The sequence below is a fragment of the Flavobacterium sp. GCM10023249 genome (assembly GCF_042653365.1).
GTDB lineage: Bacteria > Bacteroidota > Bacteroidia > Flavobacteriales > Flavobacteriaceae > Flavobacterium.
Genome location: NZ_JBHSHZ010000015.1, coordinates 50,813 through 70,612 on the forward strand (window position 1 = coordinate 50,813; position 19,800 = coordinate 70,612).

A 19,800-nucleotide genomic window follows, 5' to 3' on the forward strand; every position below is an offset into this window, starting at 1 on the left:
TATACTACTTTTTGGATTACAACTTCATATTCAGCTTGAAACTGAAAACACGCGAAGTAAGATAATTCGGCACCCCATACTGTGATTTAGTATACACGTCTCTCACCCAAGTATTTGTGATGGCATTTTGGTTATTGAACATGTTGAATATTTCCAAACCAACCGACAAATCTTTGAATTTGCGCAACCAACTTCCTTCTTCTTTCGCTCTGGCTCTATCTGTAAAAACATAAGAAAAACCAATGTCTGCACGACGATAATCACGTAATCGCAACTGATAATCATACGGATCAGCATAAGAAGGCGAACCACCAGGCAAACCTGTATTGTATACCAAATTCAAGTACACTTTACATGCTGGAATATTTGGAATATAGTCTTGAAAAAGAATACCAAACTTCAAACGCTGATCTGTTGGCCTAGCTATAAAACCTCTATTGTCGATATTTTCCTCAGTTTTCAAATAGCCGAAACTCAACCACGATTCAGTTCCTGGAACAAATTCACCATTCAATCGCAAATCTATCCCTTGCGCATACGCTGTTGCATTATTTTTGGCTTCATAGCGAATCCTGACATTATCCAAAGTATACGGATTAACATCCGTTAATGATTTGTAATAAACTTCGGATACCAATTTAAAAGGTCTGTCCCACATTTTAAAGCTATAATCATTACCCAACACCACATGAATTGACTGTTGCGCTTTTACATTAGGTTGCACCACTCCGTTTTCATCTCTTAACTCACGATAAAATGGTGGTTGATGATAAAAACCACCCGAAACACGGAATAACATATCCTTTTCCCATGCCGGCTTAATAGCAAATTGAGCTCTCGGACTGAAAGTCACTTGGCTTTTACCAGAGATATCCTCTCCACTCACCTGCCATTGGTGTGCTCTTACCCCAAGATTGGTGAAAATTTCATGCTCATTCCAAAAAGAACGACGATTCCATTGTACATACCCAGAAATTCGATCGATATCAGCAAAATTAATTGCTCTAACATTACTATAAGGCGCCAATGGTCCAACATAAGGATTATACGGTTGATCATTAACCGGAGTGTCTAAAATTGGATTATTCAATGAAAATCCAGCCGAATCAATCACTTCCCATTCTCTAATACGATCACGGATGCTCTCTTTGGTATATTTTAGTCCCCAATCGATTTGATTTTGATTCTTTTTATGTGTTCCTTTCACTTCAACATTAAAAATCAACGCATCCAAATCATTTCGAGCATGAGTTAACTGTGAGCCGATACCTCGTGTATATTCAACTTCCCCAAAATTTTCATCGCCTAAATTACCATTTACTTCTCCCAATCGGTACTGTCCCATAATATCAAAATATTCCTTTTCTTGTGTATGGTAAGCAGAACCAATAAGCTTCAATGTAAAATTTTCATTGGGTTCAAAAACACTTTTATATGCACCGAATACAGTGGTATACTTATCTTTTTCTTGTCCTTCATAATACACCAACAAAGCAATGGGTTCATTGATTGTTCCAAAATTAGTTTGGCGTACTAAAGGTCGATAATCGTATTTATTTTGAGAAATATTACCTAAAAAACTATGCTGCCACTTGGTATTAGGCGTAAAAGTTACATACGACTGTACATCGACAAAACGAGGTCTGAAATCTACTTCCGTTTGTTGACTTTTCACCAACATACTATTGTCACGATAGCGGATTCCAGTAATCTGAGTCCATTTCTGGTCTTTCGAAGCATTTTCAACCGCCAAATTCACGCCTAAGTAACTAGCTTCTAAAGCTACACCAAACTTTGAAGGACGTCGATACGTAATATCCAAAACCGAAGACAGTTTATCACCGAATCTTGCTTGAAAACCACCCGAAGAAAAATCAATATTTTTAACCAAATCTTTATTGGCAAAGCTTAATCCTTCTTGTTGACCCGAGCGAATCAAAAAAGGACGATAAACTTCAATTTCGTTTACATATACTAAGTTTTCATCATAATTCCCTCCACGTACAGCATATTGAGTACTCAATTCATTATTTGAACTTACACCTGGTAATAATTTTAAAATATTTTCAACACCGGCATTGGCGCCAGGGATTAAACGAACTGCTTGCGGTGAAATTGTAGTAACACCTTCCACTCGTTTTCTTCTGTTATTGTCTATGACTACTTCTCCGATTTCCTCAACCGTGTTTTTCATCACCAAATTGAATTCATAATCTTCATTTTTTCGTAACTCCAAGGCAACTACTGTTGGTTTTAGCGAAACATGAGAAAATTTTAAATTGGATTTTACATTAGGTTCAACAGTTAAAACATAGAAACCATTTTCGTTCGTTGTTGTTTTTTTATCTTGAAAGGAAACGTTTACTCCTTCAACCGGCTTTTTGTTTTCATCAAACACAATCCCCTTAACTCTGGCTGTTTGAGCGAACGTAAAAAGAGAAAAAAAGAAAAAAAGTATAAAAAAATTAGTTTTCAAAATGTATTATTTGGTTTTATAAAAATGCGATTCAAATGCTGCAATATTCCCCATATTGTCTTTCACTTCTATTTTAAAATCATTTCGTCCGTTATCAAACTTATCATCAGAAAAATGATGCGTCAAACGATTCGATTTTGTTTCATATTCCATCAAAATCCATTTTCCATTGAGATAAGCGTTATATTCTTTAATCCCTGACATATCATCGGATATCGATATTCTTAGATGTTTTTGTACATCAAGCGTATCACCTTCTTTAAAATTAGGATTGAAAATCTTTGGCATTACATCATCTTTCTTTAAAAAGAATTTCCCTAGCTTTTTAGTACGTATAGAGAATATGTCGTCTTTTTTAAAGGTCGAATTGTATTCCGTTTGATTGCCATCCAGATTCGCAATAAACATTTTTTCACGTTCAGCTACCGGTATTTTGGAAACATCAAAAGTAATCTGAAAAGGATTGTTGACTGCAATGGATTCGCTGTGCAAAAGTAATTCATTATTCACAACTTCAAACTTCAAATAAAAATCATCATAAAACGTATTTTCAGGAAAAAAGACCGAAATAGCATCTTTCGCATAACTATTATCATTTCGAGCTTTCAGAAAATAAGGTGTTTTATATTCCTTAACAGGCTGTGTAACGGGAGTATTTTTATAGGAAATCGGAACGTTAATTATGGTTTTATTACCATGAAAATCCTGAAGTACAATTTTATAGTTCAAAGTAAAATTTAAAGCCAGATTAACAATACCTTCTTCCCGCATCAATTTGACAATATTTGTAGGATATACACTTCCTATGAACAATTTTTGAAAACGTTGATGCGTCAATTTGTATCTCGGATAATCTATAAAACAGTTGACATGATGCATTTCATCAAAAGAAAAAGAATCAAACTCATAGCTATAATGAGGCATTCCATTCAAAAAAACATCGGCTTTAAAAATCCCGTTCTTTCCATAATTAAAATCGGAAATATCATGAGCATTCAATCCAAAACCAATTTTTCCCTTACCTTCCACTCTATTGGCCAGATAGGTTCCGTCTTTTTGTAGCGTCAATGCTACGTTCAAAGGATTTTCAGAACCATTTACACTAGAATCATTACCAATGGGATATACTAAAAGTCCATTTACTATAGGCGCTTTAGTATCTTTAACTTTTTCATCATATCCAAAAAAAAACGGGTTGATAGCAAACTCGGTTTTAGTATCACGAATTTCAAAATGCAAATGCGGACCAGATGAACCACCGGTATTCCCTGAATAGCCGATTAACTCACCTTTTTTTACAGGTAAAACATCTGAATTGGGTCTAATTTCAACTGTATATTTTTTTTGAATATACTGCTCTTCATTGACTAACTTATGCACGGCAGGCGATAATGACTGTAGGTGAGCATAAACAGTGGTATAACCATTGGGGTGATCGATGTAAATGCATTTCCCATATCCATAAGTGGAAATGTTTATTCTCGAAATAAAACCGTCAGCGGTAGCATATACTGGAAAGCCTTCTTTTTTCTGCGTTCTAAAATCGATGCCCGTATGAAAATGATTGGGCCTTAATTCTCCGAAAGAACCCGCAATACTCAAAGAAATATCTAAAGGAGAACCGAAATAGTCTTTGGGGTACTTATCTTGGCTAAAAACCGAAGTTATAAACAATAAAAAGAAACCTAAAAATCTCATAAAAAACATTTGTGCTAATATAACGAAATTGTTTAATAAATAATTACGCACAACACTTATTGATAACTTATTAAAATTTAAGCGATTATGAAATAAAAATGATAAAAATCAATTTTTTTAAGAAACATATTGGTATAATTAAATAGGAATACTAACTTTGTAAAGTACGTAATGAATTTTTTATTGCCATGAGTGACATTGGAGGAATGGTTGATTCTCTTGAAGTTAAGTTTCAAAAACTTATCAAAAAGCTGGAAAGTCTGCAGCATACTAACGAAGGTTTGCTGATAAAACTGAGCCAGTCAGAGAAAATAATACATAGCCAAAGTCAGGAAATCAAGACATTGAAAGCGGATTTCGACTCAATAAAAATCACAAATTCATTACTTGGTAGTGACGAATACAAACGAGATACAAAGCTGAAAATAAATTCATTAATAAGAGAAATAGACTATTGTATTGCCCAACTTTCTGATTAGAAAGCATAATGAGTGAGAAACTAAAAATTAAAATATCAATTGCAGACAGAATCTACCCTTTAACAGTAGATCCAAGTCAAGAAGAAGGATTGCGAAGTGCTTCTAAAAAGATTGATGCAATGATCAAGCAGTTTGAACAAAATTATGCCGTTCGCGACAAACAAGACGTTCTAGCGATGTGTGCTTTACAATTTGCGGCTCAGGTTGAACAAAAACAAATCGATAAATCAACAATAGAAGAATCGACCAAATTAAAACTAGAGCACTTGAATGATTTATTGACTGAATATCTTGAAAAATAACGTTCTTTACATATACTAACAATACTACCTACATTAGTAATTATTTGATAAACTCAACACTAACATTTTAAAATGAGTAAATCTTCGGTACTATAGCAAGCCTTTCAGTAGGAAGCTTGAACATCGAGTTAACTCAAAACTTGTACATACGAGTTTATACATTTCTTCTAATGTAGGTTTTTTTTATATATAAACACAAACAAACTTATGGACATTTTAACGATAATCATTGCAGCTGTTGTAGGAATAGCAGGTGGTTTTGGGATAGCGAAATTCATTGAAAAAAGCAATGTTTCCAATCTTATCAAAAACGCAAAAAAGGAAGCTGCTTCCATCTTAAAAGACGCAAATCTTGAAGCCGAAAACATTAAAAAAGATAAAATTCTACAAGCGAAAGAAAAATTCATTGAACTAAAGGCTGAACACGAGCAAGTTATTATTGCACGCGACAGAAAAGTAGCTGAAGTAGAAAAAAGAATTCGCGATAAGGAATCACAAGTTTCTAACGAATTAGCAAAGGCCAAAAAAGTCAATGACGAATTCGAATCAAAATCAGCTGAATACCAAACTAAAATCGAATCTTTAGACAAAAAAGCTGTCGAAGTAGAGAAAATGCACCGTTCACAAGTGGAGCAATTGGAAACAATTTCCGGCTTATCTGCTGAAGAAGCCAAAGAACAATTAGTAGAAAGCTTAAAAGCCGAAGCTAAAACAAGTGCAATGGCTCATATCCAAGAAACTATTGAAGAAGCCAAATTAACAGCACAACAAGAAGCGAAGAAAATCATCATTAATACAATTCAAAGAGTTGGAACAGAAGAAGCCGTTGAAAACTGTGTATCTGTATTTAACATCGAATCGGATGATGTGAAAGGTCGTATCATTGGTCGCGAAGGTCGTAACATCCGCGCTATTGAAGCTGCAACCGGAGTAGAAATCATTGTTGATGATACACCGGAAGCCATTATCCTTTCTTGCTTTGACCCTGTACGCCGTGAAGTCGCTCGTTTAGCATTACACAAATTAGTAACAGATGGACGTATTCACCCGGCACGTATTGAAGAAGTAGTTGCTAAAACGCAAAAGCAAATCGAAGACGAAATTATTGAAGTTGGTAAACGTACTGTAATCGATCTTGGAATTCACGGATTACACCCTGAATTGATTAAAATCGTTGGACGTATGAAATACCGTTCTTCTTACGGACAAAACTTATTACAACACTCCCGTGAAGTAGCCAAACTTTGTGGTCTAATGGCTGCGGAATTAGGCTTAAATGTGAAGTTAGCAAAAAGAGCTGGTTTATTACACGATATAGGTAAAGTTCCTGATACCGAAAGTGATTTACCACACGCATTATTAGGTATGCAATGGGCTGAAAAATACGGCGAAAAAGAAGAAGTTTGCAACGCTATTGGAGCGCACCACGACGAAATCGAGATGAAATCTTTACTTTCTCCTATTATTCAAGTATGTGATGCTATTTCAGGAGCACGTCCAGGAGCACGTCGTCAAGTATTGGATTCTTACATTCAACGTTTGAAAGATTTAGAAGATATCGCTTATGGTTTTGGCGGAGTAAAAAGCGCTTACGCAATTCAGGCAGGTAGAGAATTACGTGTTATCGTAGAAAGCGAAAAAGTTTCTGATGAAATGGCAGCTAAATTATCTTTCGACATTTCACATAAAATCCAAACGGAAATGACTTATCCTGGCCAAGTAAAAATTACAGTAATCAGAGAAACCAGAGCAGTCAACATTGCTAAATAATATTCTCTTTTGAGAAATAAAAAAGACCATCAATTGATGGTCTTTTTTACTTTATAACATAGTATTACTTTTTAAAAAACACTTTAAAAATAGTACCTACTCCCACTTCACTCTCCACTTCTATCTTTCCACCCATAGCCTCTATCTGATTTTTGGTTATATACAAGCCGATTCCCGTCGAATCTTTATGTTTATGGAATGTTTTGTACAATCCAAAAATAACATCCTTATATTTAACTAAATCAATCCCCAATCCATTATCCTTTACACAAAGCACATTGTACTCAATAAATTCTTCCCGCGTTTCTAAATAAAATTCGAGTTTTGTTTCTTTTTTTTCAGGATCATAATACTTGATCGCATTTGTTGCTAAATTCAAAATGATACTTTCAAGATAAGCCGGAATAAAAGACACCATTACATTATCTGGAACATTATTGAAAATTAACACATTCTTCTTCTGAATTTCTTCATTCAAAATTAATAAAACCTTAGCCAAATATTCCTTAATGCACAAATCCTGTTTTTCAACACTAGCAGACACTTGCACATTGACCAATTCCACTAAATTCTCGATTGTACCAGTCAACTCATCCGAAACGGTTTGCAAACTATTAATAACTTCCTCGGTCGTCAAATACCCATTCTTATGAAAGGTCAATAGCGTACTAAAATTACCTGTATGATTTTTTAGATTATGCGAAACAATGTGGGCAAAATTCAAAAGTTTCCCTTTTTGGTTATTCACCATATCAAAAGTCTCCTGAAGTTTTTGTTCTTTATCTTTTTGAGCAGTTACATCGGTATGTGTACCAATGATTCGTAAAGGCTTACCATTTTCATCACGAAGGATAACCTTACCGCGATCTAAAATCCATTTATAGCGACCGTTACATAAAACCCTGTGATAGGTTTCATAATAAGGTATTTTTCCATCAAAATGCTCCTGAATATTTCCAAAATAAGCCGCTCTATCATCTGGATGAACCAATTCATCCCATTTTTCCGGATTATCAATTAAATCGTGATCATTATCATCGATTTCTAAAATCTTAAGTGATTGAGCAGAATAAAATACTTCGTTGGTTACCATATCCCAATCCCAAACACCAATACTTGAAGCCAAATTAGCAAACTGACTACGGAGTTCCGAAATCTTATGATCTTCTTCTTGTTTCTTTTGATTTGTTATATTCGAATTGACACCAAAGAAAATCACACTATCATTATCCAATTTTTCAGTTGAAGCCATCACTTTACACCAACGTAACCCGGCTTTTGGCAGAATAATACGAAATTCAATTTCCCAACTACCCAAAGAGATACGCTTTTCATTAACTGATTTAATCAATCTAGACTTATCCTCAGGATGCACAATGCGTTTAAAGACCTCAAATGGGTCTTTTTCAAATTCAGAAAAACTACTTTCACAAAATTCCTCTATCTGTCCATTTAAATAATCAAAATGCAGCATATCATCGGCATCAACTGTAAATTGAAAGAAAATATACGGCTGTTTAGAAATTATCCTGTTCAAATAAACCTCATCAATTGCATTCAATCTCGCCTCCTTCACTTCTAAAATTAATTATGTTGTTACACAATATTAATAAATTTATTGAAAATATAAAAGACAAGCACTGAAAAAGAACCCTATTTCATCAACATATTCCTAGCACCAACGAAACAAACTTATTTTAAAATCAGAAATTTCATATTTGAAAGTTGATTATCAAAAAAAATAAAGGAATATCACAACATAACTTTTGTTTATTTTCAAAATTTAGACAATAAAAAAACCCTAACTATTTAATTAGTTAGGGTTTACCTTTTCGTAGCGAAGACGGAAATTTCTTACTTGTTTTTATTGAGCTTACTTTAGTCTTAAAAATGATGAAAAGTCTATGTTTTAAAGGGATTTAACGGTTTTTAATTTTAAAATTTCAAGGGAGATTAAATGCGGTTAATAAAAATTTCGTGAAAATACCGTGATTTTTTTTTCATCAGTTTTAAACTTTTTTGAGCGCCAAAATATAATAATCAAATATTATAAAATGGCAAAAATCCAATTTAAATTAAACACAAAAAAAGAGGTGGGAAATCTTAATATGAGGTTGTATCATGGTGAGATTAATTGTTATGCGCCTTCAAATATTTTTGTTGAAAATATTTGTTGGAGTAACACGACTAACTCATTAAAACAGAGAGTTGATTTAGAGATAAGAGAAGATATCAACCAAAAAATAAAAGGAATATCAGATTTTATATTTGAAAAATTTTACCCAGATTACGCTAAGGGAGAGTTGATAGATTCAAAATGGCTGAAAAAGAGAGTTGATGAGTTTTACAAAAGACCAACTGGAGTCGATGATTTTAGGTACTACTTCGTTCCGTTTATTGATAATTTTATTAAAAATTCGACAAATCGTGTTAATCCTTTGACTAATAAGATTATTGCAGAAAATACCATAAAAGCTTACAAAACCACATTAGCAAGAATTGTTGAGTTTCAGGATAAAGAGGGGATAACCATAAAAACAAAGGATATAGATCTTAATTTTCATCAGCGGTTTACGGCTTATTTATCTGTTGAAAAAGAATACGGAGGGACTGTGATTGAAAAATACGTCCGACATGTTAAGCAGTTTGTCAGGGAAGCTAAATCATTTGGTTATGAAACAAGCTCCGAAATTGAAAGCAAAAATTTCACTTACCAACGAAGCACTCCTATTGACACCTATTTAAATGAAACAGAAATAGACAAAATTTTCAGCTTGGATTTAAGTCAAAATCTTGAATTGAGAGATTCACACCATTTGTTTATAATTGGTTTGTGGACGGGATTACGATTGGGAGACTTAATACGTTTTGATCAATTTAAAATTATTAAAGACAGAATAGTCATAACTGCAACGGATAAAACCGGAGAAAAGGCTACAATTCCATTGCATTATCAGGTTAAGGAAGTGTTAGAAGCTCGAGGGAATCGCCCGTTTGTAAGGGTTAATGAGGTGAAATTTAACAAGGACATCAAAATAATATGCAAATTGGCCGGAATAAATGAGGTAATGGTAGGAAGAAAAAGAGTTCCGGGTAAAAACAGAAAAGTTAAATCGTATTATCCAAAATATGAGCTAATTAGCTCTCATACTTGCAGAAGATCTTTTGTGACGAATCATTACGGAAAAATAGATGATAAAACGATAATGGCAATAACAACTCATAAAAGTTATAATCAATTTATGAAGTACATAAAAACAACGACAGATGAGTCTGCGAGTAAGATGGAAGAACTTTGGAGGAATTCATTAAAATCAAAAGGAAATGGAAAATAACTTAATTGTAATTTCAGTCAAGGATCTGCCTTATAAAAAAATGAATGGTGTGCTGAGGTCACTGAAAATCAATCCGGATTTTGTTGCTAAATCAATAGCTGCAAATGGCCAAAAATACTGTCGGATAAGATGGCAGGATTATTTGGTTTTTTCTCATAAGATTAAAAAGATTATCCTTTTGAAAAAGGATGGTCTTTTCTTGTTTGTGGGTCATTCAAACAATGACGAGACTATTGTTTATAATGATGATTTTTCAAAAAGCATCTTAAAAATAAGTTGTATTAACAGTGAAGAACAGTCCGTTTCCTTCAATCCGAAAACCAATTACTTTAAAAAAAATAAATTTGGACATATTAATATGTTTTTGGATCAAATAGCATCTTTTGGTATAGAATCGTTATCAGAAGAACAAATAAAAGAGCTTGATGATTTATCAAAAAAGATGTAATATGTTGAGATTTAAACTTTACTTTTTTCTTTTATGTCCAACAATTTCATTCTGTCAAACATACAATGAAATGGGAGTTAAGTTCATTATTAATGATAGTATAATGATAATTGAAAATATGGATAAAAAATTTAAGACCATAAAAATATTCGAAAAAGAGTGTTTACAAATAGGAGAAATTCAACAGACATCATATTATCAGATTGAAGGAGATGTGGTGGAAAATCATAAATTTTATACAAAAAAGGGAGTGGTTAAAATTGAGATTGTTTGTTGTGGAAGAAATAAAAAGATAATTTTAAAACGAGATTCTTTAGAGTTTATTTAAAAATAGTATGTTATTAAAGTGAACGAATAATTATGGTTAATAATATGAAAATAAACCTTTCTTGCCAAATAGAATTAGGCAATGATATTCATTAAACTGATTTTAAATTTATATTGAAGTCTTTCTTTCCAAATCATTAATAACTTTTGATAATTTACTCAATGGATTGACCTCTTTATTCATTGCAAATGAATAAAACAATTCAATATCTAATTCTTTACACTTTTCTATTATTGATTGGTTGGGCAATTCACGACAGATAAGGATAGATTTTGCAATTACACCACCATACGTTTGTTTAACTACTCTCATTTTATTTATATCTTCTTGCTTGACAAGACCAGATTTACACTCTATAAAAATTAGTTTTTTTCCTGTATTAATCAAAACATCTATTTCATTCTTAGTCACATTTTTATCGGCCTTAAAAGTAAGTTCAAAGCCTAAAAAAAGTTCTTTGAAGTTTTTTGAATTTGCAATCTCTTTTGCAACTATTAACTCCCACCAAACAGCTTTGAAAAATAATTCTTGAACAATCTTGGAATTTAATTTTAAAATATTCTTATTATTAGATTCAATGTTTATTGAAATTTGATCCCAAATAACTTTTAGATTATTGTTAATTGATTCTTTACCGTTTACTGGTAATGAATCACCTTTGTTAAAATATTTTTTTCTAAAAGCTCCGATAATTAATTTGTACCTACTATCGGTATTTGCAAAGTTTTTAATCTTTTCAGCAGTTCTTAAATCATCTTCAATATAGTCATTTATTGTTTTATAATTATATGTGCTATGTCCGCTGATATCAAAAAACTCTTTAACAGATAACTCATAACCAATACTTTTTCTATCGTAAGAAGGCAGTGTTAAAAAAGAATCATCCTGATTTATATAAAATCCGTTTAAACCTTTTTCATGGATAATTGCTTGACATGCTAAAACCATAATTTTGGTTCCTCCGGTTAGATTAAAAATTATTGAATCTTCTGAATTTACCTTTTGAATTATCTTCTCACAAATTGCCTTTATTTCATAAAAATCAAATGGATTACATTTGTACTCACTTTGTGATACACCTATAATCATTGGTTTTAAATTATTTAGACTTTCTACAGATTCTTTTGATACAATAAAATGAATTTTATCAGGGTTGAATTCTTTAATCCCTACATAAATTGGTAACAGTTGACCACCTACTAAAGCTATTTGATGTTTCATAATAGAAATACTTCGGGTTGATTTATTAAAGGATCATATACTACATTTAAAACTTCAGAACCCGGCATTGGTTTCCGTAATTCTTTTAGATATTCTTTAAAATCAACATATACAATTTTACAACCATAATCTTTTCCAAAGATACTGGCTGCCGCGACCATAGATTTTTTACCTCCTGTAATATCAAGAGTAATGTTTGAATTTGGATTTAAAATCAAACTTTCTTTTAGGGCTTTGTAAATTGTATTAAAATTTTCGTCATCAATATAAATCATCTCATAATTTGATTCCAAAAATTTTTCCAGATAATCATTACCATCACTTTTGTTATTCGTTGTAAAAATGATATGCTTTTCAGGATCCACTGCCTTTGCCGTTAAAATAATTGGTTCAGGAGAAAATCCTAAAATTGAAAATAATACACCGCCTGAATGAATACTATTTTGATAATTACTTTTAAAATTATCTATAACTGATTCAAAAAGATTTTCATAATAGAGTTCTTGCGCTTTACTGAAATTCCCTGAACTTGCAAGTTCAAGCCATTCATTTAAATATGGGATATTCTTTTTCATTATTCTATTTCTAATGTTAGATTAAAAAATTTAAGAAAATATTTTTCTCCATTAAATTGAAAGTATTGTTTTTTAAGTATTGTAAAAGTATTGCCCTCGAAAACGCAATCATAAGTGTGATTACCAACTGTTAAATGAGTATTCTTGTCTGATATTCCATAAAATATTGGAAGTTTTACTAAATCATCTTTTTCTACTTTTAAATTCGCCTTTGCTTTTACAATGAGGTTCCCTGGAATCTGTGGAGGAGAAATCTTTTTATACTTCTCATAATTAATATATGTTTTAATTAAATCGATTCTTTTCGGAGTAGTAATATATCTATAATTACTATGACTAATTAAATATCTATGAAAATCAAGAAAATGTTCTCTTTGTTTTTTACTTAATTTATAACCCACTTCGAACCCATTAATTAAACCGTGATTACCATCAATATTGGCTGTGAAAATTAATCCATCAGTTTCAGATATTACTCCCTTGGAATGGTTGTCAAAATTTGCAAAAATTTCACATCCTAACTTAGCCAAAATTTCCGATGCTGATAAATGATCATTTCTATAATTCATTCCCCTACAGAATAATAACACTTTGACTCCTCTTATTACAGCATTTTCTAACGCATCTACTAACTTTTGAATGTATTGTAATCCAACAATACTATACGTCGATATATATAGATACTCATTAGCGTTATCAATAATATTAATAATTTCGTCAAGAAGATTGTTAGTTATGTCTAAATATGTGAATCTCAAATTGGAATCTGTTGCTTTTGGTAGGTTATCAAAGGCATAATTAACCTGAGTATTTACCACCATCATTTTGTTCTTCTTAGTCGAATCAATAAATTTAGTGTAGTTCGTTCCTTTGAGAAATATTAAATCAAAAAGTTTGTCCAATTCTTCGCTACTTTTTTTGTCTAAGTAAACTCCTGATTCTGTATTTTCGTTTAATGATGGTGTAGTTAAATTAGCACTCATAATAAATCCTAAATCCCTGTCTGAAACAATAAATTTGGCATGAGCGGATTCAGAGGCTCTTAAATGAACACCATTATCATATAGCTTTTTAATATTATTTAAATGAATTGAATGGGTTTTATCATTAAATTCTTCTTCAGTTAAAAAATCACTTAATGAGGTAAGATTATTAAGCTTTGATTTATCTAATTGTGTTAAAATAAATATTGCAATATTTGAACTTGTTGCTTTTTCAAGTATTAAATCGAATATCTCTTTGTCGGTAATAATAAAACTACAAATCTTGAGAACAGTCGTACTTTTATTAATAATTTTAATTATTTCCTTTTTTAGCCCCACATTATTGCTTTGGGTTATAAAAATTGTTTCGTTCTTATCATAATTTTTAAAAGCTTCTGCCTTTTCATTACTGATAAATGCACCTGATTCCAAATTATCGGTATGTTTTATATTGATTACCATTATTATATAGCTAACATATGTTGTTTAATATCTAACTTTTCCAATACATCAAATTCACCAGCGGCTACCATGTAATTTCTTAAGTTGTCTTTATATTCCGGATAATTGCTATTGAAGGTATCTACATCTATTTCGGAAATTTTCATACTATTCAATATTTTTTTTAGTGCTACCACTTTCTTTACAAATTCATCTGTAGTTTTATAGTATATGTATAAAATGAATACATTATTATCGGTGTTCCCGAACTTATAATCCCTCATTCTAATAATATTAGAGATTAATTTTTTTCTATCCGGAGCATTTAGCAACATTTCTTTATTAATATCTATACTTATCTCGGATTCTTCATTTACAATGTTCTCAGGATCTACATTTTTTATATCAAAAGTCTTTTCAATTACTTTAACTAAATCTTCACTACTAAACGAAAAACATTTATTTTCACTGTCTTTATGCCTGTCAATTTCCTGCCAATTAGATGTTAAGATTGGTTTAAAATTTTCTGTATTTTCCAGTTTGTTTCTGGGCACTACTATTTTAAACTGAAGGTCTTTAATTTTATCTTTAATGTTTTTCTCAAAAAAGATCATATTCCTTCTTGCCGCCTCATAATAAGTATTATTATCCGATAATAAAAAAAATGGGTACCCATCTAAAAGTTCTTTCTTGAGAACATTCTCTTTTTTTGTAACATTAACTATACAATGCAATGTTAGTTTTGAAAATGACAAATCTTCAATTTCCATTAGACCTAAAGGAATGTTCATGTCCTCTCTATTTTGAAATTCAATTTTTTTTATTTCATCAATTATTTTTGATTTTGAAAGTGGCGTGTGAACGATATCTGGGCCAAATGGCTTATATGATTTTGTTTCACCATTTGAATATGTACGTAGAACAGAATCACTCTCGTTAATATACTTGGAACTATAAAATGTATAAAACATTTTTGGCAGCGGTTTTAGTGAAATACCATCAATGTAAAAATCAAATGACTTTCTATGCTGTCTCGTAACTGTTTTATCAATAAAAACTTCCCTTCCAAGTTCGCTTAAATAATAATTATTGCCTTCTGTAATAATATGGCCATCATAAATTAGCTTATTCAATCTAATCTCAATTAATGTTTTAGACGCACCCAATAAAGCCGCTAATTGTAGCTGTGAATAATTTGGTTTCGCTATTAAAAAATCAACAATTATTTTATCTAAACTGTCTAAAGGATCTTTAGTTTCATCTAAAATGACAGAATGAATACAGTAAATTGGATACTGAATACAAAACATACCTAAAATTTGTTCTCCTTTTGAAGATAAATCTTCATATAATTTTTCAAAATCAATACTAAATAATCCCATATTATATTTTTAATGAAATTTGCTGTTTTTCATAATTTATTCTAATAATTATTACCTCAATAGTTTCATATGTTTTAAGTTCTATGTGTTTTGGGGTATTTGTATAATTCAATAATCCACTTATTCCATTTTCCATTTCAATTATAAATCCATATTCAGCTTTGTGAACGACTTTTCCTTTCATTCTTTTTCCTATTACTAAATCATCCTTTTTTTCAGACCAAATTCTTTTCTTTTTATCAATAATGGATTCATTTCTACTAAAGTTTTTTGCAATTTTGATCACATTATTTTTTAGTTCCGGCTTTGGAAATTTTAATATAACACCTTCTTTTTCTCTATTAAAAACATCAATCATTAATTCTATTTCTTGATCTATTTTAAATGATTGAAATTCAATTAATGAATGATTAGAAATATATGAAATTGGAAGTAAGCAAAGAAAATTATCTACTTCAAAATGAACTCCATACGGTTTTCCATTTTTTTTACCTAAGAATTTAAATTTAGCATTGACTACCTCTTTTTCTGTATGTTTTTTTATAAAATTTTCAAATGGAGAAGAACCACTATGGTAATCGGCAATATTTATGAAATTGCCCATTTCACTATTTTTACTTAACTGCACTAATTTTGTAAAAAGATTTGTGTAATTAAACAAGCCATCATAATGAGAACGTTTGTCTGTGAGTGTCGCTTCGTTACCCACCAAAATCAATTTCTTTTTAGCTCTACTAAAAGCCACATTTAATCTTCTTGCATCATCTAAAAATCCTACTTTAATATATTTTTTCTTACCATCAATAGGTTTCACTTTACTGTGATCTGATGATCTGGTAAAACTAAAAATAATGATATCGTATTCTTTTCCTTGAAATGAATCTAAAGTAGCAACATCAATGTTTGTATTTTGACATGCTGTTGATTTTGCGAGATGTCCTTTAATGTTGGCTACTTGAAATTTATAAGGCGCAATAATTGCAATATTTTCTGCTTTAATATTATTTTCTAATAATTTAGGTAAAATAAATTCGGTAATAATTTCCGCTTCAGTATCATTTTTTACAGCATTAGCATCTTTCTGCTCAAAAGGGTTTTTGGAATTTGAAGTGTCAAAAAATACAATTTCTTTATCAAAAGGAGCCGGAATGTCTATCCTATTCAGATGGGTTCTGCTACCCATGAAAACTTTGGCACCATAAAATGACTCCGATACAAAGTTTCCTATATTCGGGTGCATTCTATGTTGGTAATTCAACATTTCTTTGTTTTCTGACGGAAATTGTTCACCCTCAATTCTGTTGATTAAGAATTCGAAAAAAGATGTTTTTAAAGCATGTATGATTTCTTCTTGGGCATATCCCATCCCATAAATTGAATTTGGAAAACTGTTTAGATCTTCCCTATCAATTAAAGAACTGTCCATATATGGCGGTAGCTGCATTTGATCTCCCACCAATATTACTTTTTTGCCTAACTCAATAGCAACTAATGTTTCAGCTATGTTAGCTTTACCTGCCTCATCAATAATTACCGTGTCGAATTTGAAATTACTTTCTTTAAATATTTTATCTCCTTTAATTCCAATACAAGTTGCAAAAACTACATCAACAGAATTATAAATGATTGGTTGCAACAAAATTTCATATTCATTATTAAATGAGTTTTCCCAGTGTGAAAGAGCTTCAATAGTTTCAATAAGTTCTTTAACTGACAAACCCATTAAGCTATCTCTTAAAGCAAAATGCTTTTGTTTAAACGTTTCCTCTAAATAAATATAATCTTTGATAACTTCGTTTACTTTCACATTAAATGCTTCTACAATACTTATCTTTTCAAAGTTCATTTTAATAAATTCCAAAAACACTTCAGTTAGTAATTTTTGATTTTTTATAAAAGCCTTGTAGTCAATTTTGTATTCCTCGACCAGATTATCATAGCAATATTTTAATAAACTTTGATCGATACGTTCCGGATTACCAACACGAAGTAAATTTAAGTTAGGATTCTTAGCTATTTTTTCAAGCACGTTATCTACTGCGACGTGATTTTGACCAGAAACTAATATCTTTTCATTGTTAGCGGTTAATTGCTCTATAATTTCTGCTATTACAGTAGTCTTACCAGTACCTGGGGGACCCTGAACTAAAAAAATATTTTTATTTCCAATTGCTTTTTTGACTGCTCTAACCTGAATGTTATCTGGTTGTTCTGTTTCCGTTCGTGCTAAATCACTGTTTTTAAATCTCAGACTTTTTAGAATTGGGGTTTTAATTTTTGAAGGGTTTACCAATAAAGATTCTATGTGATCAATTTTAATTTTTTTCTCTAAAAAATCTTTGATTATTTCACGTTGAATATCAAATTGTTTGGTTGAAACCTTTTTGTCTAAATAAAATCCATTTTGCAATGTTTCTACATTAATATCTCTATTAAAGTTTAATATGTAATTGTCTTCTTGAATAGAAATAAAACCTTCTGATAATTTTGCTAATTTTTCTTTTTGATACAGTTTTACATTTACAAATGTTCCTTCTTCAAGATCTAATTTATCCCCAACTTCTCTCGGAAGTTTTATTGCAATTCCGCCATTGCTACTATTGATTTTATCGAATCTCTCAACAAAAGCATTATTTTCTTTATCGTTGGCTAATAAACTAATTTGATATTCCAAAAACTTATCAATTATTGTTAAGGTTCTTCCCTCTTGCCTTAATATTTCTCCTGTTTCAATTTTTAATTTTTCAATTATTTCGAAACATTCCAGCTTTGTTAAACTATAGTTCAAGAACTCTTTTTGAGAATTATCAAATGGTAATGCTCCTAAAGGAGCAAGTATTTTTAATTTATTAGAAAAAAGAAACGAACCATTTTTCGCATTATTTTTTTTTGCATTAGTTGCAGATGAAAAACTTTGACCGAAACTGAAATTTTTGATAAGAAATCTAACGTCTTTTTTGTCTTTTGACACTACTACTTCTCCAAAAAAATTAGTTTCGTCATTATACAATGAAAATTCAACAACTTCGCTTGTTTCTTTATTGCTCCCAGAATTCTTATCTTTTTTATTAATTCTGAACCAATACTTTTCATTTGATAACTTTTCAAGTATTTTTTTTTCATTTTGTTCGCTATAGAACTCCCCATTTAAAAAATAAGGAATAGCCTGATTCTTTAACGTGTTTTCATAAGATCCATCGCTTATTAAAAATTGTATGTATAATGTTAAGCCCGTATCTATTTCTTTGCTGAAAATTTTAGTATCTAAATCAAATCCATTTTTGATTATTTGAATTTGTTTATCTGTTGCATTTTGCCCCAGTAGTGTTTTTTTGAATTTACTAAACGATTGTAATTCTTCTTCAATAAAATTTAAATGATCCTCAAAAGGTTCTTCAATTTCAACATCGTCAAATTGTTCCTGATATGGCGGTATAAAATCCAGTAAACTTGATCCTTCAAATTTCCCATTGATTTTTAATCGTAACTCTTGTTTTTGGTCGCTTAGAAGTGATTTTCTAATGATTCCAAATAATTTGTTTTTAGTTTGAACAACGCAAATATTATTTAAATCCTGAATAATTTCAACATCAAATTCTTCACCTCGTTCCAGTCTTTCCCATTTAACAGTTCGTGTTAAAGGTGTGACAAGATTCTTTTGACTTAAGACAACTTGTTTACTTTCTTCATTAACATATAAAATTTCGCAATTAATAAAATCTCCTACTTTATATTTTTTAAATATTTGTTCACTTTGAGGAAATGACCAATCAATATTAATTAAGGAAAGTCTACCTATATAACCATCAATTAAATCAGTCAAGATTTGAGAAGGAGCTACTATTTTAGTTATTTGTACATTAACATTTTCACCTATAGTTAAAAACTTACCATCTTTTCTTGTTGAATTAACATGCTCAGATAAAATAGTTTTAGGCTTTACAATTTCTTTTGGTTTCCTCCACTCTTCATTTAGCTTTATTTTGTAATCAATTTCTTTCTCTCTTTTTATTTGAAGTAGCTTTTTCTCATTTCTTTTTTGTTCCCCTACCTCTTTAGAAATTTCCATTTTTCTCCTATCAATTGCAAATTGATTTTGCAGAATATTAAATTCAGCTTTAGAAATTTTTGCATTGGGACTATTTTCAATTAGAATACCCTTATCTTTTAAAAAATCCACAGCTCTATCGAGAGAAATATTTAATTCCCTAAGTACTTTATTTATTCGGATGCTTCTTTCACTCATTATTTAAATCTCAGTTGATTTGTTGAAAAACATTTTAAGATTATGAAAAGTTTTTAGCGGAATTAAATATTAAAACTCATCATAAAACTCTTTTTATTAATCTATAAAAAATTCGA

At 30.7% G+C, this 19,800-nt stretch carries 14 protein-coding genes; 6 read left to right on the top strand and 8 right to left on the bottom strand.

Going from position 1 to position 19,800, the window contains the following annotated elements; translation table 11 throughout:
* Window positions 1–16: 16 nt before the first annotated feature.
* Both ACFO7M_RS13235 and ACFO7M_RS13240 read right to left on the bottom strand, forming a co-directional pair.
* Window positions 17–2,476: a TonB-dependent receptor gene (locus tag ACFO7M_RS13235; protein ID WP_379736122.1), complete on the bottom strand. Its 2,460-nt coding sequence runs from the start codon at window positions 2,474–2,476 to the stop codon at window positions 17–19.
* Between the two features lie 6 nt (window positions 2,477–2,482).
* Window positions 2,483–4,174 carry a M23 family metallopeptidase gene (locus ACFO7M_RS13240; protein WP_379736124.1) on the bottom strand — a complete coding sequence of 564 codons (1,692 nt, stop codon included), beginning with the start codon at window positions 4,172–4,174 and terminating at the stop codon, window positions 2,483–2,485.
* Window positions 4,175–4,362: 188 nt separating this feature from the next.
* Here ACFO7M_RS13240 and ACFO7M_RS13245 point away from each other — a divergent pair, with 188 nt between their 5' ends.
* From ACFO7M_RS13245 to rny, 3 genes are all read left to right on the top strand, one after another.
* Window positions 4,363–4,653 carry a hypothetical protein gene (locus tag ACFO7M_RS13245; RefSeq protein WP_379715701.1) on the top strand — a complete coding sequence of 97 codons (291 nt, stop codon included), beginning with the start codon at window positions 4,363–4,365 and terminating at the stop codon, window positions 4,651–4,653.
* An 8-nt stretch (window positions 4,654–4,661) separates the two neighbouring features.
* The gene (locus ACFO7M_RS13250) at window positions 4,662–4,955 is read left to right on the top strand and encodes a cell division protein ZapA (RefSeq protein ID WP_379715704.1); all 294 of its coding nucleotides are present in this window, start codon (window positions 4,662–4,664) and stop codon (window positions 4,953–4,955) included.
* A gap of 207 nt (window positions 4,956–5,162) precedes the next feature.
* On the top strand, window positions 5,163–6,725 hold the full coding sequence (rny, locus tag ACFO7M_RS13255) for a ribonuclease Y (RefSeq protein WP_379736126.1): 1,563 nt from the start codon (window positions 5,163–5,165) through the stop codon (window positions 6,723–6,725).
* Between the two features lie 64 nt (window positions 6,726–6,789).
* On the opposite strand, the gene ACFO7M_RS13260 is transcribed toward rny, so the two are convergent.
* Entirely contained in the window at window positions 6,790–8,301 is a 1,512-nt protein-coding gene (locus ACFO7M_RS13260; protein WP_379736128.1) for a sensor histidine kinase, read from the bottom strand.
* Between the two features lie 478 nt (window positions 8,302–8,779).
* Between ACFO7M_RS13260 and ACFO7M_RS13265 the strand changes: the two genes are divergently transcribed.
* The 3 genes from ACFO7M_RS13265 to ACFO7M_RS13275 all read left to right on the top strand — a co-directional run bounded on the left by ACFO7M_RS13265 (window position 8,780) and on the right by ACFO7M_RS13275 (window position 10,836).
* A complete protein-coding gene (locus ACFO7M_RS13265; RefSeq protein WP_379736130.1) occupies window positions 8,780–10,060 on the top strand; it encodes a tyrosine-type recombinase/integrase in 1,281 nt (426 codons plus the stop codon).
* Window positions 10,050–10,508, top strand: a complete 459-nt coding sequence (locus ACFO7M_RS13270) for a hypothetical protein (protein WP_379736131.1) — start codon at window positions 10,050–10,052, stop codon at window positions 10,506–10,508. Before ACFO7M_RS13265 ends, ACFO7M_RS13270 begins: the two co-directional genes overlap by 11 nt.
* Before the next feature lie 70 nt (window positions 10,509–10,578).
* Entirely contained in the window at window positions 10,579–10,836 is a 258-nt protein-coding gene (locus ACFO7M_RS13275) for a hypothetical protein (RefSeq protein WP_379736133.1), read from the top strand.
* Between the two features lie 108 nt (window positions 10,837–10,944).
* On the opposite strand, the gene ACFO7M_RS13280 is transcribed toward ACFO7M_RS13275, so the two are convergent.
* The 5 genes from ACFO7M_RS13280 to ACFO7M_RS13300 are packed head-to-tail and all read right to left on the bottom strand — an operon-like array spanning window position 10,945 to window position 19,684.
* Window positions 10,945–12,057 (bottom strand): Card1-like endonuclease domain-containing protein, encoded by a 1,113-nt coding sequence (locus tag ACFO7M_RS13280; RefSeq protein ID WP_379736135.1) that lies wholly within the window; start codon window positions 12,055–12,057, stop codon window positions 10,945–10,947.
* On the bottom strand, window positions 12,054–12,632 hold the full coding sequence (locus tag ACFO7M_RS13285) for a hypothetical protein (protein WP_379736137.1): 579 nt from the start codon (window positions 12,630–12,632) through the stop codon (window positions 12,054–12,056). The genes ACFO7M_RS13280 and ACFO7M_RS13285 overlap by 4 nt, the downstream gene beginning before the upstream one ends.
* The gene (locus ACFO7M_RS13290; RefSeq protein ID WP_379736139.1) at window positions 12,632–14,077 is read right to left on the bottom strand and encodes a phospholipase D-like domain-containing protein; all 1,446 of its coding nucleotides are present in this window, start codon (window positions 14,075–14,077) and stop codon (window positions 12,632–12,634) included. Before ACFO7M_RS13290 ends, ACFO7M_RS13285 begins: the two co-directional genes overlap by 1 nt.
* A gap of 2 nt (window positions 14,078–14,079) precedes the next feature.
* Window positions 14,080–15,438, bottom strand: a complete 1,359-nt coding sequence (locus ACFO7M_RS13295; protein WP_379736141.1) for a hypothetical protein — start codon at window positions 15,436–15,438, stop codon at window positions 14,080–14,082.
* A 1-nt stretch (window position 15,439) separates the two neighbouring features.
* Entirely contained in the window at window positions 15,440–19,684 is a 4,245-nt protein-coding gene (locus tag ACFO7M_RS13300) for an AAA domain-containing protein (RefSeq protein ID WP_379736143.1), read from the bottom strand.
* Between the last annotated feature and the right edge of the window lie 116 nt (window positions 19,685–19,800).